Genomic DNA, 24,038 nt, shown 5'->3' on the forward strand with positions numbered 1-24,038 from the left:
TTCGACGGCTCCATGAACACCGGCCTGACCCTGCGCACCGCGCACATCCGCGACGGTGTGGCCGCGGTCCGGGTCGGGGCGACGCTGCTCTACGACTCCGACCCCGAGGCCGAGGAGCGCGAGACCTTCCTCAAGGCGCGCGCCCTGCTGGAGACGCTCGCGCTGGGCGAGCGGGACGAAGCGGCCGTGGGAGCACGCGACGGCTCCGCCGACCACGCCTCCGCGGTTCCCGGGTCCGGACTCCCCGGCGAGGGGATGCGGGTCCTACTGGTCGACCACGAGGACTCGTTCGTCAACACCCTCGCCGACTACGTCCGCAGGCACGGAGCCGAGGTGACCACCGTCCGCTACGGGTTCGACCCCTCCCTGCTCGACCGGTTCGCGCCCGACCTGGTGGTGCTCTCGCCCGGTCCGGGCCTGCCCGAGGACTTCGGGATGGCCGAGCTGTTGGACGAGCTGGCCGCCCGGAAACTGCCGGTGTTCGGTGTGTGCCTGGGGCTCCAGGCGATGGTCGAGCACGCCGGGGGAGAGCTGCGCACGCTCGACGAACCGGTCCACGGCAAACCGGGCAGGGTGCGCGTCTGCGGAGGACGTCTGCTGGAGGGGCTCGGCGAGGAGGAGGTCTTCCCCGCGGCCCGCTACCACTCCACCTACACGCTGCCCGAACTGGTGAAGAACTTCGACGTCACCGCCGTCCTGGACGGTGAGCAGCCGGTGGTCATGGCGATCGAGGACACGGCGGCGCGGTGGTACGGGGTGCAGTTCCACCCCGAGTCGATCCTGACGGCGACCGTCGGCGAGGGCATCGTGGCGCGGATGCTGCGGTTGGCCCGGGGCTGAACGGCGTGTCCCGGGGCTGACCCCTGTCGGCCCGCGCGTGGGAACGCTCACGCGCGGGCCGGATCGTCCGGGAGCGGGGGCCGGGAGCCGGGCGGGACGTGTACCCTCGGGGAAGGCCAATCGGCCCAACCCCGCACACGTTCCCGTGGTCCGGCAAACCCCCAGGTCACGGCGTTGACGTGTGCCCGGGGTGGGGAGCCATGAGGAGAGGGTGCTGTGAAGAAGGTCGAGCCGCAGGTACGTCTGGTCGCGCGTCCGCAGGTGGACTACGACGCGATCGCCGACTACCTCCAGGAGGTCGGGGGAGAGGCGTGGCTGGAGCGCTTCGACCGCGGTGAGCTGGACGCCCACCTCAACGACCCGCAGAACCTCGCCGAGTTCGCCGGTCGGCTCTGCTACCGCTCCTGGGAGCCGGGGCTGAACCCGAACGTGACCCGCGTGCGCAAGGACCAGGACCAGTACCTGGGCAACATCCTGGCGAGCATGCACGGATCCGTGCTGGAGCACATCAGCTTCAGTTTCGTGCTGCACAACGTGTCCCGTGTGCTCACCCATGAGCTCATCCGCCACCGGCCGGGCGTGGCCGTGTCGCAGGAGTCGCTGCGCTTCGTGCGCCTGACCGACCTGCCGTTCTGGTTCCCGGACTGGGCCGAGGACGACCCGGAGCTGATGAAGCGCGCCGCGGAGATGCTCCAGAGGATGGAGGAGTTCCAGCTCTGGATGGCCGACCACTTCGGCCTCGACGACGAGGGCGTGAAGTTCGCCGAGAAGAAGCACAAGACCTCCTTCATGCGGCGCTTCGCCCCGGAGGGCGTCGCGACCGGGCTGGTGTGGACCGCGAACGTGCGCACGCTGCGCCACACCCTGGAGGCCCGCACGGCGCCGGGCGCGGAGGAGGAGATCCGCCTGCTGTTCCACCTCATCGGCGAGACCCTCCAGAAGGAGGCGCCCGCGCTGTTCGGCGACTACGAGGTCACCGACGGCGCCTGGGTGCCGCGCTGGCGCAAGGTCTGAGCCCTCCTGATCCACGACGCCGCCCGCCCCGGTCCCCTCCGGCGCGGGCGGCGTCCGTCGTCTGTCACCGCGCGCCGTTAGCGTGGGTCCGGTCGGGAGAGGTCGTTCGCGGGAGGCCGCGGTGGTGGACGAACAGCGTGTGGACCGGGCGAGCAGGGTCGTTCGGGCATCGGCCGAGGCGGTCTACGCGGCGATGACCGCAGCGGAGGCGCTCCGGACCTGGCTGCCGCCGGAGGGGATGACCGGGCGGCTCGACCGCTTCGAGCCCCGGCCCGGGGGCGGGTTCCGGATGGAGCTGACCTACCTCGACCCCGGGGCCGGACGGGGCAAGTCGTCGGAGGCGAGCGACGTCGTCGAGGTCGAGTTCGTCGAGCTGGTCCCGGGGGAGAGGGTCGTGCAGCGGGCCGTCTTCGCGTCGGAGGACCCCGCGTTCGCCGGGACGATGACGATCACCTGGAGCCTGGCCGACCATTCCGAGGGCACGCTGGTGACCGTGGCGGCGACCGGTGTGCCCGAGGGCATCGCCCAGACCGATCACGAGACGGGACTAGCCTCGTCCCTGGCCAACCTCGCGGCGTACGTGGAGCCGTGACGGACCTCCGGGGCCTTCGGCTTGCGCGCGCGGTTGTCGCCGAAACGCGGCGAGCCCGGTCGGACCTCGATGGAGGGGGCGACCGGACCCGATCGTCGCCCCCCTGTATGGATCGTCGGCCCTACCTCATGTACAGGTCCCAGTGGGACTGGCCGCCGAGGTGGGTGCACCGGTACGCCTCATAGCTGAAGTACGAGGAATTGAGCAGATTCTTGCCCACTCCGATACAGGAGTCGTAGGAGTAGTACCTACCGATGTGCTGCCACTCGTACAAGAGTGCGGCGGTCTGCGTCTGCTCGGCCTCGGGTGCTGCCGTCGCCGCCTGGGCGGCGGGTGCGGTCATCAGGCCGCCGCCGACCATGAGAACGGCCGCGGCCACGGTTCCGAGTGCTCTGCCGCGCAGTGGCATCAGGCGAATTCCTTTCGGTAGTGAGCCACCAGGGGGTGTCGCGGTGGCCAATGCCAGATCCCATCATTCCGGGACTGCGGTCGTCAATACTTGTACTTGTCGGCTTTTTCCGGGTGGGCCCTGTTGGGTGTGCGTAATCGACGCGTCAGGGCCAGCGGAAAGGACGAATTCGCTGGTCGTGGTCGGTTCCCCATCGACCGCGGGTGCTCACGGTCCGACTGGTCCGGGCGCCCGTCGGGGGCGTTCCCCGGCCTCGCTGGCATTCACCCCGGTGAGCGATGTTTCCACGGGGCGGGTGCGAGCGTCATAGGTCGTTTTTCCGCAGGTCCCAGCGGATTTTTTCGTGGATTCCGGGTCCGGTGTCGGGCAGTGGTGGTCGGTGTCGGAAAAACGATCACTCCTGTTCGGTGCGGTGATCTCCGGGATACCCGAAAGGAAACCGCATGAGCAGGGTGGAGGGGAATCCGTGTCCGCGTCCTGTTCGGAAGACCCTCTCGCCCACCGTGGTCCTCGAACACGGTGACGGCGGCCTGGTGAACTCATCCGAACGTTCCCCCGCACCGGGTGCTTCGGTACGCGTCTTGGCCGCGGAGACGACCGTCCCGTGAACCTTTCCGCCGTCGACGCGGACTGTTCTGATGAGAGGCGACACGAAGGGGAGGCGCGGTGGGCGGCGACGCGCGACGTGACGGGCTGCTGGTGGTGCGCTGCCAGTTGGGCGAACGGGACGCGTTCCGCGAACTGGTGCGGGCCTGGCACGCCCCGTTGTGGCGCTACGTGCGCGGCATGGTCGGCTCGACGCACCTCGCGGACGACCTCGTCCAGGAGGTGTGGGTCGCGGTGCTGCGCGGCCTGCCGCGACTGCGGGAACCGGAGCGGTTCGCCCCGTGGCTGTTCACCATCGCCCGGCGCGCGATCGCCGACCACCTGCGGCGGTCCTACCAGGCGGCGGAGACGTCCGTGGCGGAGGCGGAGGCCGTCGCCGTCGACGACGACCCTCTCGACGGCGTGCTCACCACGATGCAGATCGAAGCCGGACTGTACGGGCTGCCGCCGCTGGAACGCGAGGTGCTGGTGCTGTTCCACCTGCAGGATCTGCCGCTCACCTCCTGCGCGGAGGTGCTCGGAGTACCTCCCGGCACGGTCAAGAGCAGGCTGCACCGGGCACGCCGCATGCTGCGCGCCGTCCTTGTCGAAAGGGGATACGAGATATGAGCGAGCACGAGCCCGCGGCCGGGCGGGAGGTGCCCGAGGAACTGGAACGCGCGCTGGCCGCGGAGGCCTCGCTGCGCTCCCGGATGCGGTATGTGGCCGTGGGGCTGGCGGGTGGGTGCGGGGCTGTGCTGATCGCCGTGCTGTGGGCCACCGAGCCGCAACCGCTGCCCACGCGCACCCAGATCGCCTTCGCCGGACTGATCGCCATCGGTCTGGCCTGGGCCGCCTTCGCCGGCTGGGTGTTGAGTCGGCGCCGACCGCTGTTCGCCCGGGACCGTGTCCTGGGCGGCTGGCTCGCTCTCGTGGCCACCCTGGTCACCGGCGTGGCCGGGACGGCGCTGGCCGTGGTCCGCGCCGCCCCGGCCGTGGCCCTGGGCGCCGCCCTGGTGGGCGCCTGCCTCGTCATCGCGGCGGGGACCGCCCTGCTCCGGGCGCGGTCCCGCCGTCGTGAGCTGCTGCGGCTGCGCGACGCCCTGCGTCACGAGGACTCCTGAACCCCGCGAAACACACCTGCGGATCCCACACACAAGAGGAGAGCACCATGAACGACAGGATTCCCCCGATCGGCCCCCTCGCCCTGGCCCTGCGCCTCTCCGGCGCGAGCCGGCGCACCGTCCTGCTGATCGCCGCGCTGGCGGCCACCGCACTGCTGGCCGGGATCGGCCTGCTGCTGATCTGAGCCGGCGGGGCCGCGTCGCGGAGCCGAACCGGCCCGCGGGTCGGGGCGCCGCGCGTGGTGCGCGGCGCCCCCCGGGTTCTCCGGAAGCAGCGGTCGGCCCTAGAAGGTGTCGGTTACGACCTTGCCGTCGCCCTTGTCGATGGTGAAGGAGTCCACGACGGTGCCGTCGGCGGTGCGCGCGGTGTAGCGCAGGAAGTCGCCGTCCACCTCGACGGCCTGGTAGGTGGGCGTGTCGGACAGCTGCACGCGCACCTCGGCGCCGTTGTCGGTCCAGTTGTCCTCGGCGATGTCGTACATCTTGGTGCCCGTCACCGCGACGGTGTAGACCGGGCCGGTCTGCACTCTGGGGTCGTCGGTGCCGTTGGCGGCCACGTTGCCGCGACCGTAGGAGTGGTCGTGGCCCTGGAGGACCAGGTCGACGTCGTACTCCTCGAACGTGTCCAGCCAGGCGTCGCGCAGGACGCCGTTGTCACGGTCGGGGCTGTTGGAGAACACCGGATGGTGGAAGGTGACGACCGTCCAGGGGTGGGGGTTGTCGGCCAGGACGTCCTCCAGCCAGTCCCGCTGGATGTCCATCCAGATCCGGCTGCCGAGCGGCGCGGCCTGACGGTAGTTGGAGTTGAGGACGATGAAGCGCACGCCCTGGTAGTCGGTGTGGTAGGAGGTGTCGGGCAGGTGGCGTCCCCACGAGCTGGCGCCGTTGCCCGGGGTCGGGAACTGCGGGCGCCAGTAGTCGCTGAGCGAGAGCAGCGCGTACTCGTGGTTGCCCGCGGTCGTGACGTGGTTCATCGTGCCGGTGGCCTCGGCGCCGAAGGCCTCGAACCACTCGGTCCACTCCGACTCGCTGTCGGCGTCGTTGACCAGGTCGCCCGCGTGCACGGCCAGCTCCGCGTCGGGCTCGGCGGCCAGGGCCGCTCGCGCCATGGCGGCGCCGCCGGTGGAGATGCCGTTCTGGACGTCGCCGAAGTACAGGAACGTGAAGGGGTCGGCGCCTGCGGAGGCGGTGGTGAAGGTGCGCCAGGGACTGAGGACGGCGCCGTCGCCGACGCGGTAGCGGTAGTCGGTGTCGGGGGTCAGGCCGTTGGCCGTGACGGCGTGGAAGGTGCCCCCGACCTCGTCGGTCTTGGCGCCGTCGACGGTGGTGACCTGGTCGGGGGAGGCGGCGGGGGCGATCTCCAGCACGGGGGAGCCGGAGTCGTCCGAACGCCAGGTGATGGTCTGGGAGGTGGAGGGGTCCGCGGTGGGGACGAGGATCACGCGCTCGGGCGTGGTGGCCGCGGCGGCGACGGGGGCCGCCACCGCTGCGGAGGTCAGGGTCAGCAGGGTCGCGCCGAGCGCGGCGAGGGTGTGACGGGCAGCGGAGTGAGACACCGGGTGCCTTTCTGCGGGGGGAACGCTGACGCGGCGACGGTAGCCGCCCGCGGGTAACACGGTGTGAATCCCCTGTGGCCATCCGTCGTGGTGTGGTGAACCCCGGGCATGCGTACCGTTTCCCGCCCAGGACAGGGGCTCAGTCCAGCGGGTCCCGGGCGATCGGGCAGGTCATGCAGTGCCCGCCGCCGCGCCCGCGGCCGAGCTCGGCGCCGACGATGGTGATGACCTCCACCCCGGCCCTGCGCAGCGCGGCGTTGGTCAGGGTGTTGCGGTCGTAGGTGAACACCACGCCCGGCTCCACGGCGACGGCGTTGTTGCCGCTGTCCCACTGCTGGCGTTCGGAGGCGTAGACGTCACCGGCGGTCTCCACCACACGCAGGCGGGGCAGGCCCATGGCGTCGGCCACCACGTCGACGAAACGGGCGTCCTCCTCGTCGGTGACCTCCACACCCGGAGCCCGGTCGGAGGGCCGGAGGGAGAAGGAGCGGATCCCGTCGACGATCGCCGGGTGCACGGTGACCAGGTCGCGGTCGGCGAAGGTGAACACGGTGTCCAGATGCATCGCCGCGCGCAGACGGGGCATGGCGGCCACCACGACGCGTTCGGCCGCCCGGGCGTCGAACAGGGCCTTGGCGAGCTGGGTGATCGCCTGGCGGGAGGTGCGCTCGCTCATCCCGACCAGGACCGCCCCCCTGCCCACGGGCATGACGTCGCCTCCCTCCAGAGTGGCCCGCCCCCAGTCCTGCTCGGGGTCCCCCCACCACACGGTCGACTCCGCCAGCTCCGGATGGAACCGGTAGACCGCCTTCATGAGCAGGGTCTCCTCGTGCCGGGCGGGCCAGTACAGCGGGTTGAGCGTCAGTCCACCGTAGATCCAGCACGTGGTGTCGCGGGTGTAGAGCGTGTTGGGCAGCGGTGGAAGCAGGTATTCGCGGTCGCTGCGGGACTTCCGGGCGATGGACGCGTAGTCGGTTCGGAAATCGGAGGGGAGGTCGCAGATCGCCAGGCCGCCGATGAGGTGGCGTGCCAGGTCCCGGTCGGAGAGGGAGTCGAGGTAGGCGCGCGTGCCCTCGACCAGGCCGAGCCCGACCTGGTTGGGGATGATCGTGCGGTCCAGGAGCCAGGTTCGCGCTCCGGGCACGCCCAGGGTCCGGGCCAGCAGGTCGTGCAGCTCGACGACCTCCACACCCCGGTTGGTCAGCTTGTTCACGAAGTCGAGGTGGTCGCGCTGGGCGGCCTCGACCCACATCACGTCGTCGAAGAGCAGTTCGTCGGAATTGGTCGGGGTGAGCCGCTCGTGGGCGAGCCCCGGTGAGCACACCAGAACCTTGCGCAGCCGTCCGACCTCGGAGTGGACGCCGTGCGCGGGTGTGGTGGAGTCGACTGCCATGCGCTTGCCTTTCTCACAGGGTGATCCATCCGGCGCCGAGCGCGACCAGGCCGACCGCCGCTCCCACGGCCACCACGGCGAAGAGGACGGCCTCGCGGACGGAGAACACGCGTTGGCCCCGTTCGCGCCGGGTGCGCGCGAACAGGAACGTCGCCGGGGCGTAGAAGACGCAGCCGAGCAGCACCAGGTCCAGTCCCGCCGCGTAGACCAGGAAGACGGTGTAGACCGTGGCCACCAGGGCGACGGCGAGTTCCCGGCGCCGCGTGGCGGGGAGGTCGTCGGCGTAGGTCTCCTTGGTGACGGCGAGCTTGACGGCGTAGGCGGCCGCCAGGAGGTAGGGGATCAGCGACAGCGAGGCCGTCAGGTCGAGCGCGAAGTCGAACGCGTTGGTGGAGAAGAGGGTGACGACCAGGACGACCTGGGAGAGCAGCGTGGTGAGCAGCAGCGCGTTGACCGGGACGTCCCGGTCGTTGGACTCGGCCAGGAAGCGCGGCATGTCCCGGTCCTTGGCCGCCACGAACAGCACCTCGGCGGCCATGAGCGTCCACGCCAGGTAGGCGCCCAGGACCGAGACCAGCAGTCCGACGCCGACCATCGCGCCGCCCCACGGCCCGACGGCGGCCGACAGGACCCCGGCCATGGACGGCTGTGGCAGCGCGGCGATCTGCTCCATCGGCAGGATCCCGTAGGACACGATCGTCACCGAGGCGAAGACGGCGAAGACGCTGAGGAACCCCAGGACGGTGGCGCGCCCGATGTCACTCCTGCGCCTGGCGTGCCGTGAGTAGACGCTCGCGCCCTCGACGCCGAGGAAGACGAACACGGTGATGAGCATGGTCTGGCGTACCTGCCCGAACAGGGAGCCGGTGTAGTCGGCGCCGGTGAGGTTGGCGGCGAACACGGCCGGGTCCAGCAGGAGGGCCGCCAGGAGCACGAAGACGAGGATCGGGACGAGCTTGGCGACCGTCACGACCCGGTTGATCGCGGTGGCCTCCCGGATGCCCCGTTTGATGAGGAAGTAGAAGAACCACAGGCCCGCCGTCGACGCCATGACCGCGACGAGCCCGCCCCCCGAGAGGAGCACGGGGAAGGCGGCGCCCAGGGTCGTCATGATGAGGACCCAGTAGGTCACGTTGCCCACGCACGCGCTCGCCCAGTACCCGGCCGCGGAGAAGAAGCCCACGTACTCGCCGAACCCGGCCTTGGCGTAGGCGTACACCCCGGCGTCCAGGTCGGGCCTGCGCAGCGCCAGACCCTGGAAGACCAGCGCGAGCGTGAGCATGCCGATGCCCGCGACCGCCCACGCGATGAGCGCGCCCACGACCCCGGTCTCCAGGGCGAAGCGCTGGGGGAGGGAGAACACCCCCGCGCCGACCATGGACCCCACGACCATGGCCGTGAGGGTGAGGAGGCCGACCTTCTCGGCGCCCGTCACGGTGCTTCGCTGCTCTGCCAACTCGCCGGAGCCCTTCTCGTCGACGTGCCCTCGTCCGCCGGATGCCAGGGAACTGGTCACTCCCGCTCGGTGATGCTCGCAGCGATGCTTGTCGTGTTCACGCAGACACGCTGAGTGTCCTCGTGGGGGTGGTCCGGGCGCCGCGCGTGGGTGACGCGGCGCCTGGACGCGCCGCCGTGCTAGGAGCCCGCGGAGATCACGCGCAGACGCGCCTCGACATCGGCGGATCGGTGGTCGCCGTGGTCGCGGAAGTGGTCCAGGACGGCTCTCAGCGCCGCAGCGGCCCGATCGGTGTCATCGAGCCTGATCAACGCCTCGGCCATGCCCGTTCGCGCGACGGCGAGACTGTCGTCGTCACCGTGGTCCTCGAACACGGTGACGGCGGTCTCGTAGACTCCGACCGCCTCACCCGCCCTGCCCGACTCGGTGAGAATCCGCCCGAGAGTGCACTGGGCCCAGGCCACGCTCCAGACCGCGCCGATGTCGGTGAACACGTCGATGGCGGCCTGGCAGTCGGTGAGCGCTTCCTCCACATCGTTCGAGTCGACCGCGAAGTCGGCCAGACTCAGCAGGGCCATCGCCTCGCCACGTCGCTCACCCGCTTCCCGGAACACCTCAAGCGCGCGTCTGGCGTGGACCACGGCCGACCCGTCGCGTTCTCCCCGCCGCCAGGCCACCACGCCGAGCTGCCGTTCGGCGAAACCCTCCACCCAGGGGTCTCCCGCGACGGCGTTGGCCTCAAGCGCGGCCCTGTACGCCTCGACCGCCGCGTCGAGGTCGCCCAACAGCCACTCGGCGTCCCCCAGCCCCAGGTCATTGCGAGCCAGCCCGAAGGCGTCGTCCGCCCGCTCGGCGGCTCGGACGCCGAGTCGGTGCATGGCGCGCCACTCATGCCAGTGCCGGTGCACCTCGAACAGCGGATAGACGGAGGCGGGCAGTCGCCAGGCCGTGTCATGGTCGCCGTGGTCGAAGGCGGCGTGTTGGGCCGCGAGGAGGTTGGCGCGCTCCCTTTCGAACCATTCCAGGGCGTCCCGCGCAGTGGCGAAGTCGGGGAGCGGGGTGTCCTCGGGTTCGCCTTCCACGGTGGGGAAGTGCGGGTGCTCCGCCAGCTGTGCCCTGGCCGCGGCCCGCAGATACCAGCGCGTCACGCGGCGGACGGCCGGTTCGACCATGCCCGGCTCCTCCTGCCTCGCCCGCTCGACGGCGAAGAGACGCACCAGGTCGTGCAGGCGGTAGCGGTCCTGGTGTAGCCGTTCCACCAGGTTCGAGCGTGTGAGCCGGTCGAGCAGGCGCCGTGCCTCGGCGGGCGTCGTTTCGGTGAGGGCGGCGACGGAGGGGCTGGAGAACTCGGCTCCGGGGTGCAGCCCCAGCAGTCGGAAGAAGCGCGCGGAATCCGGGGTGAGGTTGCGGTACGAGGCGGTCATCACGGCGCGCAGATCGCTCAACTCGTCCTCCTCCTCGGAAAGGGCGTCCAGACGGGATTCTTCGGCTGCAAGCTCGCGGACGAGGTCACCCAGGCTGGCTCCGGGGCGGTCCACGAGACGCTCGACGGCCACACGCAGAGCTAGCGGAAGGTGGGCGCAGTGCCCGGCGAGTCGACGCGCCTCTTCCGGCTCCGAGTCCACACGTGTACCGAGTGCTTCTCTGAGCAGGGACACCGAGTCGTCCTTCGGGAGCACACCCAGGGAGAGGCGTCGCGCGCCGTCCCGTGCGACGAGTCCGGTGAGGGTGTTCCGGCTGGTGACGACCACCATGCTTCCGGGGGAAGCGGGGATCAGGGGCCGGATCTGTTCGGCGCTGAGCGCGTCGTCGATGACGACCAGGACGCGTTTGCCGTCGAGAAGGGAACGGTAGAGCGCTGATCGGCCGTCCAGGTCGACCGGAATGCGCTCCGGTGGCACACGCAGCGCCTGGAGCAGTACGCCGAGCGCTTGGACCGCCTCCGCCCGGGGACCGGGAGCGTGTGCGTGCAGGTTGACGTACAGGTCTCCGTCAGTGAAGCGGGGGCGGACCCGGTGCGCCCAGTGCAGGGCCAGAGCGCTCTTGCCCACTCCGGGTGCACCCGTCAGCGCCGCGATGGAGGATGGAGACGGAGCCCTCTGCCGCCTCCAAGAGCGTGTCCAGGGAACTTCGGTGCTCGGTGCGATCCACGAAACCGGCCGCGTTGAACGGGAGTTGTCGTGGCACGTGGGTGGGCGTCGCGTGTCCTGGATTGATGTGTACGTCGCCGTGGACGGTGCCTGCCTGCAGCACGGTTCCTGGGGAGCCGTGCGTGGTGTTGTTGGCCGTTATGGGGTTGTCGTGCTTGGTCACAGGGGTCGCATATCGGCGTCGAAACGCTTTTCGTACTCGCTGAAGGGGACGGCGGCGTGCAGGGCCCGGTCACGGATCACGTTGGCCTGGACGATCTGATCTGGGTCGGTCACGAGTTCGGGATCGAGCATCCGGCCGTCGGAGTCGTAGTTCATGCGTACGAGCTGGTGTGAGTCGAAGAGCCAGTAGTCGAAACGGGGGATGCCCTCAGGCCAGGAGGAGCCGTCCACGATGGGGAGGATGTTGACATCCTCACCTGCCTCGATGCTCGAGCGGTAGGCCCATACCGACTCGAAACGGAGGTAGTCCGTGAGGGGTTCGGCGACCACGTGGACCCGATGGAATCGTCGGCCCCTACCGACGATGGCGGCCCACTCCTCATGCGACTCGGTCGTGATCACCTCACCGGTGTCGAGGAAGCGGCGAAAGGCCTCTTCCTCGTAGCCGACGTCGTAGACCTGGAGGGTCTCCAAGCGGAAGGCCGTGTACCGGCACTCCTCGAAGAACCGGTCGAACTCGTTTTCGGTGAGAGGACACGACATGGTGCCGGTACTCATCACGCCTGTCGCTGCCGGTAGTGCTCGACGGCCCTGAGCACGATCTCGGGGGAGATGCGCACCGCCGTCTCACCGGGCAGGGGGTTCTGCAGCTTCGCGAGATCGGCCTCGTTCAGGCATGTGCTCTGGACGACGAACTCCCCGGTGTCGCTGATGTACACGGACGGGCATCCCTTGCCTCCGGACTTGTCGTCCTTAGCCAACAGCTCCAGCTCCATGATTCTCCGATCGAAGCTCGTGGAAGCAGGTTCGGAACTTCGAAACTAACACGGAAGCCTTGCGCCGTAGGGCTTCTGGCCACTTACGGACTACCCGTCCACGTACCTTCGGCGTATCTGTTCCACTTCGTCCCCGTCGTCCTCACGCGACGCGCGCACGAGCCGCTTGATGTCGGCTGCGGCGAGGGCGTCGAGCAGGGCCGACGGTGTTTCCTGGCACGGGGGAAGGGCGCTTTCGTCGCTCATGGTTTCCACCCCATCATGTGTGTCGGCCTTCGCCGGAAGGACTGCCCTGACCGGCGACCGGTGAACCCCGGTGGCCGATAGTGCCTTCCAGGGTGCCGGTCGCGCGGTCGAGGGCTTCGTCGGTGCGGCCCGAGGGCCCACCGGCCTTCGGGGGTGTTCCCGTCATCCCGGGGTTCGGTCATCCACCTGCGTGATCGTGCGGATGAGTCCCTCGGTGGTGTTGGCGCAGACCAGACGCATGCGGCCGGTGTGCGCGGCCCAGTACTGCCGGGTGTGCCGCCCGAACCAGACCGTCCAGCCCCGGCGGCGCAGGTCCGCGAGTGACACGTGGGACTCGGGTTCGGGCCGGGTGATCGGACTCGACCAGCGGGGGAAGGGGGTCGTCGGCCGGGCCCGTTCCACGGCGATCAACGCGCACCGTGCCGCTGGCGCCCCAGGGCCTCACGCAGGGCCACGGGAGTGGTGGCGGTGACCAGGTCGGGCGGGCAGGGGCAGCGGCGGTGCAACAGGGTCGCGGTGAAGACAGGGCGTCCGGCCCCGTCGTGGAGTTCGCAGATCAGGTGGTCGGGGAAGTCGGCGCGCGGGCGTTCGAGCTCCCGACTCGGGTGGAGCGGGTATCCGGCCCTCATCGCTGGACCCCCGCCGTGTGGAACCGGTTCTGTCGGAACCGGTGCGCCGTCCACGTGTCCTGTTCTTCGGGGTCCTGGTCCCACTCCAGGGTGAAGTAGACCGAGGGGCCAAAGCGGGTGCGCTCGATCCCCCAGGAGTCGGCCAGGCTGTTGACGATGAACAGGCCGCGCCCGTGCTCGGCGTCCGGCTCGGTGGGCACGACCTCCAGGCGGGGGAGGGCGGGGCCGCCGGTCGCGCGGACGGCGACGCGCAGGCAGCGCGCGTACATGAAGACGGAGACGAGGAACGCCCCGCCGCCTCGCCCGGTGGGGGCGTGCAGCAGGGCGTTCGTGGCGATCTCGCTGAGGATCAGCAGGGCGTCGTGACGTGGTGGTTCGGGTATCCGTGCCAGGTCCAGCCGCTGCCACAGCCAGTAACGGGCGTCTCCGACCGAGGGCAGAGAGCCGGGGAAGCGGCCCAGGAAGCGCCGCATCTCGGGGTGGTTCGAGGGTTTGGGCACGGGAGCACTACGCTCGTTCACAGGTCCTCACCTGGTCCTTACCAGGTTCGAGGGCATCAGGCCCTGGCTGGGTGTGTCCGCACCCGACCAGGGCCGTTTTCGTGTCCGGGAGCGTAACCGCGTGGATGCGCTTCGTTCCCGGATGGAGTCATAGTCCATCACACAAGGTCCATGTGCAAGGTGCATTTCAAATAATCCTGGTGGCAGGTGAACGTAGGCCGCTACGCTCGCCCTATGAAGAGTCCGACCGTGGGACGTTGGCAGCTGGCCCAGGAACTGGCGCAGCTACGAGGGGACAAGCCGCGCGACCGGGTGGCCAAGGCCATCGACGTGGCACCGAGCAGTATCACCAGGTGGGAAGACCCGAGCGGCGCGATTCCTCGTCGCCGAGACCTCCACGCGCTACTCGCGTACTACGAGGTGCCGGAGGACGAGGTCAGTCGCTACCTGGAGCTGCGTGAGCGCGCCCGGGAGTCGGGATGGTGGCAGCGCTTCGGGATCAAGGGCGGATACGGGACCTACATCGGACTGGAGAGCGATGCGCGGAGGATTCAGCGGTACGACGCGATCCACATCCCCGGCCTCTTCCAGACCGAGGACTACCAGCGTGCTCTGATCGCGGGTAGCGGGGCGGCCATCAGCCAGGAAGAGGTGGATCGTAGGGTCGAAGTTCGTCAAGAGAGACAACGCGTGTGGATGCGTAATCGTCCGCAGACCTGGGCGATCGTTGATGAGGCCGCGATCCATCGCATGGTGGGTGGTGCAGCCGTCATGCGTGCCCAGTTGGACTGTGTCATCGCCTTGATGGACGAACCCCATGTCACGGTTCAGCTGTTGCCCTACGAGGTGGGTGCGCACGCGGCTATGGAGATGGGGTCCTTCACGGTTCTCGACGTTGGGGCGCTCAGCGTCGTGCACACCGAACAGAGGAGGAGTGTCCTCTTCCAGGATGATCCGTCCGAGGTTGAGGAACATCTCCGTGTGCTGGATAGGCTCCGGATGGAAGCATTCGGAGACGCGAGGACCAAAGCAGGTCTGCGTGGCGCACACTGAGGTGGATCTTGAGAGAGCAGTGGTACAAGAGCAGCTATTCCACGGCCAGCGGGGAGTGTGTGGAGACCGCTCACCTTGTCTCAGGAGAACTCGGCGTGCGTGACTCCAAGCAGCCCGGGTTGGGGCACTTGACGTTCGCCTCGGGGGAGTGGAGCACCTTCGTCTCCTCCCTCAAAGGGACCGAGAACCCCTCCTAGCCACAGACGAACGACCCTGGAAACGCATGCTTCCGGGGCTCGTTCGCGTACGTCAGGGTGAACCAGGTTCCCTTGCCGTCCCGGTACATCCCGGACCGGAGCTTCTTGACGGAGTCACCCGTCGAGCGCGTCGAGTCCGGCGTCGCTCTCGGGCGCCCTCGGGGCATCGCCCAGGTGCTGGAGGAGGGTGCCGCGGCCGATACCCACGCCGTCCACGTCGACGGTCCCCGTCGTGGAGAGGCAGAACCCGCCGCCGCGCTCGTACATGCGGATGAGCGGGTCGAAGGGGTCGGGGAGGGCGGGCAGAGCCGCTCCCGCGTCCCGGGCCGCCGCCAGGTGCAGCGCCCAGACACAGGTGCGCCCCACGGCCGGGAACTGCCGGGCGAGGTCCGGGTCCCCGCGCACCGACGCGACCACCGCCCCCTCCGCCCGGATTCCGGGTGCGGCGACGGCGGCGATGTCGTGGAAGGGCCAACCGGTCGCGCCGAGCGCCCGCGTCCACACGGCCGACCGGCGCAGGTACTCCCGCATGAGGGCCACCCGGGACCGGGTGCGGTCGACCTCCGGATCCCAGTCGATCGCGCGGATCCGCGCGGCGAGCTCCCCGACCGCTGGGCTCATGCGGGTTCCCTCGTCTTCCGTTCGGGGTGGCGGTGGACTGACACAACGTGCCATGCTGCCGTGTCATCCGGTCATCCGACCGCGACCCGAACCCGCACTGGAGGGGCCCGCCATGGCACAGCAGGTCGAGACGACGGTGTTTCGCGACGTCAGGCCGATGGGGGGCGACCCCGTCGACCTCGTGGTGGCGGACGGGGTGATCTCCTCCGTGGCCGACGCCGCAAGCGCCGAGGCCCGGACCGTGGTGGACTGCGGCGGCCGCCTCGCCCTGCCCGGCCTGGTGGACGCGCACATCCACCCCGACAAGACCACCTGGGGCGAACCCTGGGTCTCGCGGCGGGCGGCGCGCGGCATCGCCGAACTCGGCGAGCAGGACGCCGAGCTCTTCCGCGCCCTGCCCACCCCAGTCGCGGTCCGCGCCGAGCGCCTCATGGCGCACGCCGCGGCCCTGGGCACCCGAGCCATGCGCGCCCACGCCGACGTCGCGCCCGCCTACGGCCTGGCCGGTCTGGAGGGTGTCCAGCAGGCGAAGGCCAACCTGGCGCACGCCACACGGGTGCAGACCGTCGCCTTCCCCCAGCACGGAGTCCTGCGGGCGCCGGGTACCGCCGACCTCCTGGAGGAGGCCGCCCGCTCCGGCCTGGCCGACCTGGTCGGCGGCATCGACCCGGGCACCTTCGACGGCGACCTGGACGGCCAACTCGACCTCGTCTTCGGGATCGCCGACCGCCACGGGGTGGGCGTCGACCTCCACCTGCACGACCGGGGCGAGCCAGGCCACACGGCCCTGCGCGCCGTCATCGACCGCACCCGCGCGCTGGCCATGCGCGGCCGGGTGACCGTCAGCCACGCCTTCCGCGTCCCCGAGGTGGCGGGCGAGGACCTGCGCCGCCTGGCCGAGGACCTGGCGGAGGCCGGGATCGGGCTGACCACCGTCGCCCCCGGTCCCACGAGCGTCCTGCCCACGAGGGCGCTGCGCGAGCGGGGTGTGGGCGTGGGAGTGGGATCGGACGGCGTCCGCGACGCCTGGAGCCCCTTCGGTAACGCCGACATGCTCCACCGCGCCCACCTGCTCGCCCGGTCCCTGCACGCCCGCCTGGACGACGAACTCACCGACGCCTACCTCACCTGCGCCCACGACGGAGCCGACCTGCTGGGCCTGGCGCGCGCCGACCTCGCCCCGGGGTCCCCGGCGGACTTCCTCCTGGTCGAGGGCGAGTGCCCGCCGCAGGTGGTCGTGGACGTGCCGCGCCGGTGGGCGGTCGTGCACGGCGGGAACGTGGTGGCCCGGGACGGCGTGCTACTGCCCCCGGAGGGGGACTGAGCGGCCGGTCCGCGCGTCGGCTCAGACGCAGACCGAGGGCAGCGCGCGGACCAGCCCGGTCGTGTACAGCGGGTCGAACCCGTATCCGGCGGCGACGCGGTGGGCGTCCCGGGCCAGCGTGTCGAAGCAGCCCGGCTCGGCCCGCAGCTCCTCGGTGGCCTTGAGCTCCTCCACGAGCTCGGCGGTGATGCGGTCGAGCACCGGTCGCAGCTCGGACAGGTCGGGCTCCTGGAGCGGGGCCCGTCCCGGGGCGCGGCGCCACTGGGCGATCAGCCCGCGTTGCACGAACTTGTTGGCCTCGATCTGGTCGCGCATCACCGCGGCCGCCACGCGCGGGTCCAGCCTGGCGCGACGGGCCTGGCCGGCCACGGCGGCCAGGATCTGCTCCTCACGCGCGGGATCGTCGATCTCGGCGCCGGTGTGCCACTTGGCGGCGGCGACCGCCTCGGCGACGGTGACCCGCTCGGCGGACAGCTCCACCAGGTCCCCGAGGTCGCCCGTGACACCCGCTCTGGCGGGGGCGGCGAGGAGGGTCGCGGACAGGGCCAGGGTGACGGGGAGCACGAGCGCACGCACAGTCGTTCCTTGAGTTCGGTGGTCGAGAGACTCATGAATCTAACAGAGAGTTCCGTGTGATGATTTTGCGTCACCATGATGCGCATCGAGTGTGGGTGGGCGCGTGTCGGGGTGTCGGCCACCGCGGTGTCCATTTGTGCACATAGGGTCACGATCGTTGGCTGGTACAGGCGAGAGGACACACGATGGCTGACCCGGCAGACGTCAGCGAGGAGACCACCGAGGCCCCGACCACCGAGGCCCCGGTCGCCGAGGAGGAGACGGCGCGCGAGGTCGAGCCGCGCGGCCGCGAGGCCGGGGCCGGCAGGGGGCACACCATCGTGGTGGGCGCGGGGATGGGCGGTCTGGCCGCCGCCAACCGGCTCGCGGACGCGGGGGAGCGGATCACCGTCGTCGAGGCCCGCGACCGCATCGGTGGGCGGGTCCACTCGATCCGGACCTGGGAGGGCTTCACCATCGACGCGGGCGCCTCCTGGATGCGCGGCGAGGAGAACAACCCCCTCGCCGTACTGGTCCGCGAGGTCGGAGCCCGGACGGCCGTGTTCAACCGCTCCACCGAGACCGCCTACGACCCCAAGGGCCGCCGTTTCCTCTTCGACCGCCACCGCCGCAACATGGAGGACGTCAACCTCCTCCACGAGCACATGTACTGGGCCAACGTCGGCGCCGACCCCAGCGAGTCCATGGAGGAGGGCGTCCAACAGGCCCTCTACGACGCCAACCTGGTCCGGGCGCGGGCCCGGGACGCCAAGGAGATCGTCCACCGGATCATCGAGGCCGACCACGGCGCCGACGCCACGGAGGTCGCCTTCAGCTCCGTGGCCGCGCTGCACGAGTTCAGCGGCGACGACGTCGTCTTCCCCGACGGGATGAGCCAGCTCACCGACCACCTGGCCCGGGGACTGGACGTGCGTCTGGACCACGTCGTCCTGGGGATCTCCCACGACGACGAGGGCGTCTCGGTCCGCGTCGACACCCCCGAGGGTGAGGAGACCCTGACCGCGGACCGCGTCCTGGTCACCCTTCCGCTGGGCGTGCTCAAGGCGGGGCAGGTGGAGTTCTCCCCCGACCTGCCCGGCGACAAGAACGACGCGATCGAGCGCCTGGGCAACGGCCGCCTGGAGAAGCTGTTCCTGCTGTTCGACGAGGTGTTCTGGGGCGACGCCGAGGTCCTCGTGCACCTGGGGACGCAGGAGGGGACCTGGTTCCACTGGTACGCGGGCCAGCGCATCCGGGGCGTCCCCGTCCTGGTCTGCCGCAACGGGGGCAACGCGGCGAGGTTCCTGGCGCGGATGGAGGAGGGGGACGTGGTCGAGCACGCGATGGCGTCGCTGCGCTCCATGTTCCGCAAGGCCCCCGACCCCGTCGACCACTACCTCACCCACTGGATGGAGGACCCCTTCGCCCGGGGCGCCTTCTCCTACACCGCCGTCGGCTCGGGGGACGGCGACCGCGAGGCCCTCGCCGAACCGGTGGACGAGCGGTTGTTCTTCGCGGGGGAGGCCACGGAGATCGAGCACACCGCGACCGTGCACGGGGCGCTGCTGTCCGGCCTGCGCGCGGCCGACCGCATCCTCGGCACGGAGTAGGCCCCGGTCACCCACCGGCCGCGGGCACCGCCCCGGGCGGACCGGTCAGTGCCCCAACCGCCCCCGGAGGAGGGCGCCGGCCCGCGCGGGGCGCGGTGGTCAGCCCTTGCGGGCCACTCCCCCGTACTGGTCGACCTCGCGGGGACGCCCCACCTCGGTGGCCTCCGGCCGCCACAGTGTCGCGGACACCACACCCGGTTCGAGCAGGTCCAACCCGTCGAAGAACAGCGCGATCTCGTCCGGTGCGCGCAGGTGGTAGGGCGCGGCCGCGGTGTCGTTCCAGCGCTTGGCGGCCTCGACCATCTCCGGGCTGGTGTCGGTGCCGTCGCACATCACCAGGAAGCTGCCCGGGGGAAGCGCGTCGACGTAGCCGCGCACGATGTCGTAGGCCTCCTGGCCGGCGAAGTGGCCCATCGTGCCCAGGATGGTCAGCCCGATCGGCCGGGCGAAGTCCAGATGGTCGGCGGCCTCCGCCAGGACGGTGGAGGGATCACGCAGGTCGGCGTCGGCGTAGTGGGTGGTGCCGTCCTGGTGGCTGGTGAGGAGGGCTCTGGCGTGGGCCAGGACCATGGGGTCGTTGTCGACGTAGACCACACGCGAGGAGGGGGCGACGGCCTGGGCGACCTCGTGGGTGTTGTGGTGGGTGGGCAGCCCGGTGCCGATGTCGAGGAACTGGCGCACACCCTCCCGTTCGGTCAGGTGGGTGACGGCCCGGATGAGGAAGTCCCGGTCCGCGCGGGCGGCGGCGACCATCTCGGGGTACGCCTGCAGGACGTAGTCACCGACCTCGCGGTCGGCAGGGTAGTTGTCCTTGCCGCCCAGCCAGTAGTTCCACACACGGGCGGAGTGGGCGGTGGTCGTGTCGATCAGGGGGCGTGAGGATTCCATGCGCCGAGAGTAGAGGGCCGTGTGCGCGGCTGCCACCGCCGGGCCGGTTCCCGAGGGTGCACGGTTCCCTCAGCGCACCAACCGGCGTTCGGCGGCGGTGATCCCGGCCTTACAGGCGCGCTCCACCTGGCGGTGGTTGCGCAACCGCTCGAACAGGCCGAACGGCGCGAGACGGGAGTCCGGCGCCCCCTCGGCCTCGGCGATCTCCAAGGTCTGCCCTCGCAGGGAACCGGTCCTGCTCCACCGTTCCCACCGCTCGTAGTCCGGGCTGGCCTGGTGGCCGAAGACGAACGCGGCTCCGCCGTCCCCGTCCAGGTCCCGGCCGTCGCGCGGCCACAGCTCCACCGCCCCGCCCACTCCGCCCGACCAGTCCCGGGCGGTGACCACGTCCACGCTCACGTCCGCGTCGACCTCCCGGACCAGCAGCGCGTCGCTCGCCCGGGTACGGGCGGGGACGCGGTGGACGCGCTCGACCTCGACCAGGCTCACCACGGCCCGCGACATCCACCACCAGTTCTCCCGGCGCGCCATGAGGCTGCCCGCGCGCAGCCGTGTCGGCGGGTGCTTGCGCACCTCCTGCTCGACCAGATCCGCGCCGAACTCCGACCCGTCCAGGTCCAGACGGACCCGGATCCGGCCGGTGGCGACCAGCGTCGGCTCACCGGGCCCGGCGGCCGTGGTCAGGCAGAACGCGGCCCGGTTGAGCAGGGAGTCGATGACGGGCAGGTAGGCCATGGGCAGCGCCACGCAGGGGTGGTCCGCGAGCAGCGGAACGACCGGCACCCCGACGGGCCCGCCGTCGGACAGCCAGCACATCTCACCAGCGGGGGAACGCCGCCACGCCGTATCCCAATCGTTCACGTCGAACCTTTTCCGTGACGTGGCTCTCATGTTAACTTCTCGGGACTGTACCCCCATCCCCCCAGCCGAAAGCACCAGCGGGGCAGCCACACCGCGGTGCCGACACGCAAGGAACCTCCCACATGCCTGCCGTAGCCGTCCTCCTCGGGGCCCTGGCGCTGTTCGCGCTCGGCTACCGCTTCTACTCCGTCTACCTGGCCGACCGGGTCTACCAGCTGGACCCCGCCTTCGTGACGCCAGCCCACACCTACCGGGACGGGGTGGACTACCTCCCCACCAACAAACACATCGTCTTCGCCCACCACTTCATCTCCGTGGCCGGCGCCGCACCCATCGTCGGCCCGGCCATCGCCGTCTTCTGGGGGTGGGGACCGGCGCTGCTGTGGGTCGTGCTGGGCACGATCTTCGCCTCCGGCGCGCACGACTTCGGGTCGATCGTCGTGTCGGTCCGCCACAAGGGCCGCAGCATCGGCACACTCGCCAGCGACGTGATCAGCGCGCGGGCCCGCATCATGTTCCTGCTGATCATCTTCTTCCTGGTGACCATGGTCAACGCGGTGTTCGCCGTGGTCATCGCCGGGCTGTTCATCGCCACCCCCGCGGCGGTCCTGCCGGTCCTGGTCACCGTCCCGTTGGCGATCGGCGTCGGCCAGGTGGTCTACCGCCGCCGCACGGCCGCGCTCCTTCCGTCGGTCATCGCGCTGGTGGTCGTCTACGTGTGCATCCCGCTCGGCCAGCTGGTGCCGATCACCGTCGACCCCGTGGCCAACGCCCTGGGCGTCGAGGCGTCGACGGTGTGGATGGTGCTGCTGTTCACCTACACCTTCTTCGCCTCGCGCCTGCCCGTGTGGATGCTGCTCCAGCCGCGCGACTACATCAACCAGCACCAGATGGTCCTGGCCCTGGCCGTCATCATGCTCGGCGTGGTCGTCGGGATGGACGCGATCGAGGCTCCCGCCTTCCGCGGCGACGTGCCCGACGGGTCGCCGTCGATCTTCCCGCTGCTGTTCATCACGATCGCGTGCGGTGCCGTGTCCGGCTTCCACAGCCTGGTCTCCTCCGGCACCACGGCCAAGCAGTTGGACAAGGAGACCGACGCCCGCTACGTCGGCTACCTCAGCTCCCTGGGCGAGGGAACGCTCGCGGTCTGCTCGATCCTGGCCTGCACCGCCGGGATCATGGTCCTGTCCACCAACCAGGACACCACCTGGACCCAGCTGTACGTGGACTGGGAGACCGCCGGAACCGGTGCGGGCGGCCGGTTCGTCCAGGGCGTGGCCGGGTTCGCCAGCAACCTCGGTGTGCCCGAGAGCATGGGCCTGGTCTTCGCCAGCGTCGTCGTGATCAGCTTCGCCGCCACCTCCCTGGACACCGCGGTGCGCCTCCAGCGCTACACCATCCAGGAGATCAGCACCATCGCGGCGGACCGGTCGAACGAGGGCGGCGCGGCCCACGGGGTCTTCACCTTCCTGTCCCGCAACACCACCGTCGCCACGCTGATCACGGTCGGCCTGGCCCTGTCCCTGGCCCTGGTGCCCGGCAACTTCGCCCTGGGCACCCTCTGGCAGCTGTTCGGCACCACCAACCAGCTGACGGCGGGCCTGGCGCTGGCGGTCATCGCGGTCTGGGTGACCAAGCGCGGCCGCAACCCGATCGTCATCCTCGTCCCGCTGGTCTTCCTCGTCGTGATGACCTCCTGGGCGCTCGTCATCCAGCTCATCACCTTCGTCGGCTCCGACGACCCCCTCCAGCGGTTCGTGCTCGCGCCGCTGGACCTGGCCATCTTCGGTCTGGCCCTGTGGATGACCGTCGAGGCCGCGATCGCCCTGCGCCGGGCCTTCCTGGCCCGCCGGAGCGGCACCGCGGGGGGAACCGGTGAGCGGAAGACGGACGAGACGCCCGAGCCCGCCGCTGAGGGGACCGACGGCGATGCCTGACCACCGGGCGGACTCCCCCTCGTGAGCACCGCACCCGCCACCGCCGCCGGGTCCGGCCCCCTGGGTCGGGCCTGGCGGCGCGCCGTCTCCTCCTGGCGCCGCTTCGAGGCCTTCCACCAGGCGGTGTTCGAGGCGCGGTGGGGGCACGCCCGTGAGCGCGAGGCCCGCACCCAGCAGGACACCCTGCGGGCCCTGCTCATGCTGGAGACCCTGGGCGTGGACAACCCCGTCGCCTACGAGACCCTCGACCTGATCCCGTACATGGTCGCCGACCTGCACGAGTGGCACCAGCGTCTGGGCCGCGACGACTTCGGCGCCCCCGGAGGCTGCTGTTGACCACCCCGACCACGCCCGACGGAGTCACCGCCCCGTTTTCTCCCGCCGCGCCGATCACCTTCGTCGGCGGCAAGGGCGGCGTCGGCAAGACCACCCTGGCCGCCGCGCACGCCCTGGCCCTGGCCGACGCCGGCCGCCGGGTCCTGGTGGTGTCCACCGACCCGGCCCACTCCCTGGGCGACGCCCTGGAGAGGCCGCTGTCCGACGAACCCACGCCGATCGTGCCCGGCCTGTGGGCGGCCGAACCCGACGCCGACGCCGCCGTGCGCCGCCGTATCGCCCACGTGGCCGAGGACGCGCGCCGCGCCGTCCCCCGCGAGGTCATGCCCGCCGTGCACCGACACCTGGAGCAGGCGGGCGCCAGCCCCGGCATGGCCGAGTCCGCCCTGGCCGACCTCCTCGTCGACCGTATGGAGGAGGTCGGCGGGCGTTGGGACCACCTGGTCGTGGACAGCGCCCCGACCGGCCATCTCCTGCGCCTGCTCCACCTGCCCACACTGTTGACCCCGTGGGTGAGGGGACTGACCCGCCAACGCGAGCGCGCCCGCCGGGCCGAGGCCCTGGCCGACGTCGTCGGCAGCGGCGGGGGGGGGGGNACGACCCCCTGCTGGAGCGGCTGCACGCACGGCGTCACCGGTTGGAGCGGGCCGCCGCCCGGCTGCGCGAGGACGCCGTCGTCACCCTGGTCACCCTGCCCCGCCGCATGGTGCTCGCCGAGACCGGGCGCGCCGTCGACCAACTCTCCGAAGCCGGCTTCCGGCTCGCCCCCGTCATCGTCAACCAGATCCCGCCGGACGGCGCGGCGGGCCCCGACGGCGCGCGGGCCCTCACCCTGACCCAGGAGCGGTTCGCGCACCTGGGCGTGGTGCGGGTACCCCTGCAGGACGGCGAACCGACCGGACCGGAGCGCCTGCGTCGGCTCGTGCCGTTCCTGGACGCGGTCCCGGCGCGGTGAGGCGTCCGTGCTCGGTCGCGGTCGGCCCACCACCCACCGCCGCCGACCCCCGCAAGGCACGTCACACCAGGTGGCGGCCGTGATGGCGGGAAACGTCCCCACCGACCGCTATCGTTGGCGCTATGGGGCGATCCGGGGAAGACGGCAGAGGCGAGGCGGGGGGCGACGTGGCCGGACCGGTGGTCAGTGACCGGATCTGGACGGTCCCGAACCTGTTGAGCATGCTCCGGCTGCTGGGCGTGCCGGTCTTCCTGTGGCTGGGGGTGGGG

Annotated in this window: 27 protein-coding genes and 2 pseudogenes; 14 read left to right on the forward strand and 15 right to left on the reverse strand. The window is 70.8% G+C overall.

The window, feature by feature from the left end; genetic code table 11:
• From D471_RS0103710 to D471_RS0103720, 3 genes are all read left to right on the forward strand, one after another.
• A partial coding sequence (locus tag D471_RS0103710) for a glutamine amidotransferase-related protein (protein ID WP_017597381.1) occupies nt 1-840 on the forward strand: 840 nt, incomplete at its 5' end.
• A 216-nt stretch (nt 841-1,056) separates the two neighbouring features.
• On the forward strand, nt 1,057-1,854 hold the full coding sequence (thyX, locus tag D471_RS0103715) for an FAD-dependent thymidylate synthase (protein ID WP_017597382.1): 798 nt from the start codon (nt 1,057-1,059) through the stop codon (nt 1,852-1,854).
• Nucleotides 1,855-1,975: 121 nt separating this feature from the next.
• Nucleotides 1,976-2,446 (forward strand): SRPBCC domain-containing protein, encoded by a 471-nt coding sequence (locus tag D471_RS0103720; RefSeq protein ID WP_017597383.1) that lies wholly within the window; start codon nt 1,976-1,978, stop codon nt 2,444-2,446.
• 121 nt (nt 2,447-2,567) lie between these two features.
• Here the strand turns inward: D471_RS0103720 and D471_RS0103725 are convergent, their stop codons facing one another.
• The gene (locus D471_RS0103725) at nt 2,568-2,855 is read right to left on the reverse strand and encodes a hypothetical protein (RefSeq protein ID WP_017597384.1); all 288 of its coding nucleotides are present in this window, start codon (nt 2,853-2,855) and stop codon (nt 2,568-2,570) included.
• A 666-nt stretch (nt 2,856-3,521) separates the two neighbouring features.
• Here D471_RS0103725 and D471_RS0103730 point away from each other — a divergent pair.
• From D471_RS0103730 to D471_RS40005, 3 genes are read left to right on the forward strand one after another with little or no spacing between them, the layout of a single operon-like run.
• The gene (locus D471_RS0103730; RefSeq protein ID WP_017597385.1) at nt 3,522-4,070 is read left to right on the forward strand and encodes an RNA polymerase sigma factor; all 549 of its coding nucleotides are present in this window, start codon (nt 3,522-3,524) and stop codon (nt 4,068-4,070) included.
• A complete protein-coding gene (locus D471_RS0103735) occupies nt 4,067-4,564 on the forward strand; it encodes a hypothetical protein (RefSeq protein WP_017597386.1) in 498 nt (165 codons plus the stop codon). The genes D471_RS0103730 and D471_RS0103735 overlap by 4 nt, the downstream gene beginning before the upstream one ends.
• 47 nt (nt 4,565-4,611) lie before the next feature.
• On the forward strand, nt 4,612-4,749 hold the full coding sequence (locus tag D471_RS40005; RefSeq protein ID WP_017597387.1) for a hypothetical protein: 138 nt from the start codon (nt 4,612-4,614) through the stop codon (nt 4,747-4,749).
• Between the two features lie 99 nt (nt 4,750-4,848).
• On the opposite strand, the gene D471_RS0103745 is transcribed toward D471_RS40005, so the two are convergent.
• The 10 genes from D471_RS0103745 to D471_RS0103790 form a co-directional block, all read right to left on the reverse strand.
• On the reverse strand, nt 4,849-6,120 hold the full coding sequence (locus D471_RS0103745) for a purple acid phosphatase family protein (protein ID WP_017597388.1): 1,272 nt from the start codon (nt 6,118-6,120) through the stop codon (nt 4,849-4,851).
• A gap of 139 nt (nt 6,121-6,259) precedes the next feature.
• Entirely contained in the window at nt 6,260-7,513 is a 1,254-nt protein-coding gene (locus D471_RS0103750) for an arginine deiminase (protein WP_017597389.1), read from the reverse strand.
• Between the two features lie 13 nt (nt 7,514-7,526).
• Nucleotides 7,527-9,029: a basic amino acid/polyamine antiporter gene (locus D471_RS0103755; RefSeq protein WP_017597390.1), complete on the reverse strand. Its 1,503-nt coding sequence runs from the start codon at nt 9,027-9,029 to the stop codon at nt 7,527-7,529.
• A 119-nt stretch (nt 9,030-9,148) separates the two neighbouring features.
• Complete coding sequence (locus D471_RS0103760; RefSeq protein ID WP_017597391.1) at nt 9,149-11,020, reverse strand: tetratricopeptide repeat protein; 1,872 nt, start codon at nt 11,018-11,020, stop codon at nt 9,149-9,151.
• A 258-nt stretch (nt 11,021-11,278) separates the two neighbouring features.
• A complete protein-coding gene (locus tag D471_RS0103765; protein WP_017597392.1) occupies nt 11,279-11,839 on the reverse strand; it encodes a DUF6879 family protein in 561 nt (186 codons plus the stop codon).
• Nucleotides 11,839-12,057, reverse strand: a complete 219-nt coding sequence (locus tag D471_RS0103770; RefSeq protein WP_017597393.1) for a hypothetical protein — start codon at nt 12,055-12,057, stop codon at nt 11,839-11,841. Before D471_RS0103770 ends, D471_RS0103765 begins: the two co-directional genes overlap by 1 nt.
• Nucleotides 12,058-12,147: 90 nt before the next feature.
• Nucleotides 12,148-12,303, reverse strand: a complete 156-nt coding sequence (locus tag D471_RS40720; RefSeq protein WP_017597394.1) for a hypothetical protein — start codon at nt 12,301-12,303, stop codon at nt 12,148-12,150.
• Nucleotides 12,304-12,465: 162 nt separating this feature from the next.
• Nucleotides 12,466-12,705 (reverse strand): hypothetical protein, encoded by a 240-nt coding sequence (locus tag D471_RS32900; protein WP_394296841.1) that lies wholly within the window; start codon nt 12,703-12,705, stop codon nt 12,466-12,468.
• A gap of 5 nt (nt 12,706-12,710) precedes the next feature.
• A complete protein-coding gene (locus tag D471_RS0103785; protein WP_017597396.1) occupies nt 12,711-12,932 on the reverse strand; it encodes a hypothetical protein in 222 nt (73 codons plus the stop codon).
• A complete protein-coding gene (locus D471_RS0103790) occupies nt 12,929-13,453 on the reverse strand; it encodes an ATP-binding protein (protein WP_241479560.1) in 525 nt (174 codons plus the stop codon). Before D471_RS0103790 ends, D471_RS0103785 begins: the two co-directional genes overlap by 4 nt.
• Before the next feature lie 213 nt (nt 13,454-13,666).
• On the opposite strand from D471_RS0103790, the gene D471_RS0103795 reads away from it, so the two are divergent.
• Nucleotides 13,667-14,485 (forward strand): helix-turn-helix domain-containing protein, encoded by an 819-nt coding sequence (locus tag D471_RS0103795; protein WP_017597398.1) that lies wholly within the window; start codon nt 13,667-13,669, stop codon nt 14,483-14,485.
• Nucleotides 14,486-14,493: 8 nt separating this feature from the next.
• Nucleotides 14,494-14,682 (forward strand): DUF397 domain-containing protein, encoded by a 189-nt coding sequence (locus D471_RS0103800; protein ID WP_026127381.1) that lies wholly within the window; start codon nt 14,494-14,496, stop codon nt 14,680-14,682.
• 114 nt (nt 14,683-14,796) lie between these two features.
• Here the strand turns inward: D471_RS0103800 and D471_RS32905 are convergent, their stop codons facing one another.
• Complete coding sequence (locus D471_RS32905) at nt 14,797-15,303, reverse strand: hypothetical protein (protein WP_017597400.1); 507 nt, start codon at nt 15,301-15,303, stop codon at nt 14,797-14,799.
• A 112-nt stretch (nt 15,304-15,415) separates the two neighbouring features.
• On the opposite strand from D471_RS32905, the gene D471_RS0103810 reads away from it, so the two are divergent.
• Nucleotides 15,416-16,627, forward strand: a complete 1,212-nt coding sequence (locus tag D471_RS0103810) for an amidohydrolase (RefSeq protein WP_017597401.1) — start codon at nt 15,416-15,418, stop codon at nt 16,625-16,627.
• Between the two features lie 21 nt (nt 16,628-16,648).
• On the opposite strand, the gene D471_RS0103815 is transcribed toward D471_RS0103810, so the two are convergent.
• The gene (locus D471_RS0103815; RefSeq protein WP_017597402.1) at nt 16,649-17,203 is read right to left on the reverse strand and encodes a chorismate mutase; all 555 of its coding nucleotides are present in this window, start codon (nt 17,201-17,203) and stop codon (nt 16,649-16,651) included.
• A 185-nt stretch (nt 17,204-17,388) separates the two neighbouring features.
• Between D471_RS0103815 and D471_RS0103820 the strand changes: the two genes are divergently transcribed.
• Nucleotides 17,389-18,792, forward strand: coding sequence for a flavin monoamine oxidase family protein (locus D471_RS0103820; protein WP_017597403.1), 1,404 nt, complete (start codon nt 17,389-17,391; stop codon nt 18,790-18,792).
• A 99-nt stretch (nt 18,793-18,891) separates the two neighbouring features.
• On the opposite strand, the gene D471_RS0103825 is transcribed toward D471_RS0103820, so the two are convergent.
• A complete protein-coding gene (locus tag D471_RS0103825; protein WP_017597404.1) occupies nt 18,892-19,680 on the reverse strand; it encodes an SAM-dependent methyltransferase in 789 nt (262 codons plus the stop codon).
• A gap of 69 nt (nt 19,681-19,749) precedes the next feature.
• Entirely contained in the window at nt 19,750-20,541 is a 792-nt protein-coding gene (locus D471_RS0103830) for a hypothetical protein (protein WP_026127382.1), read from the reverse strand.
• A 122-nt stretch (nt 20,542-20,663) separates the two neighbouring features.
• On the opposite strand from D471_RS0103830, the gene D471_RS0103835 reads away from it, so the two are divergent.
• The 4 genes and pseudogenes from D471_RS0103835 to D471_RS41565 all read left to right on the forward strand — a co-directional run.
• The gene (locus D471_RS0103835) at nt 20,664-22,478 is read left to right on the forward strand and encodes a carbon starvation CstA family protein (RefSeq protein WP_017597406.1); all 1,815 of its coding nucleotides are present in this window, start codon (nt 20,664-20,666) and stop codon (nt 22,476-22,478) included.
• 21 nt (nt 22,479-22,499) lie between these two features.
• Complete coding sequence (locus tag D471_RS0103840; RefSeq protein WP_017597407.1) at nt 22,500-22,814, forward strand: cory-CC-star protein; 315 nt, start codon at nt 22,500-22,502, stop codon at nt 22,812-22,814.
• Nucleotides 22,811-23,769, forward strand: a pseudogene (locus D471_RS32910) (ArsA family ATPase). Before D471_RS0103840 ends, D471_RS32910 begins: the two are co-directional and overlap by 4 nt.
• A gap of 167 nt (nt 23,770-23,936) precedes the next feature.
• A pseudogene (locus D471_RS41565) lies at nt 23,937-24,038 on the forward strand (CDP-alcohol phosphatidyltransferase family protein); the annotation flags it as partial.

The sequence above is a fragment of the Nocardiopsis lucentensis DSM 44048 genome, assembly GCF_000341125.1.
GTDB classification, from domain to species: domain Bacteria; phylum Actinomycetota; class Actinomycetes; order Streptosporangiales; family Streptosporangiaceae; genus Nocardiopsis; species Nocardiopsis lucentensis.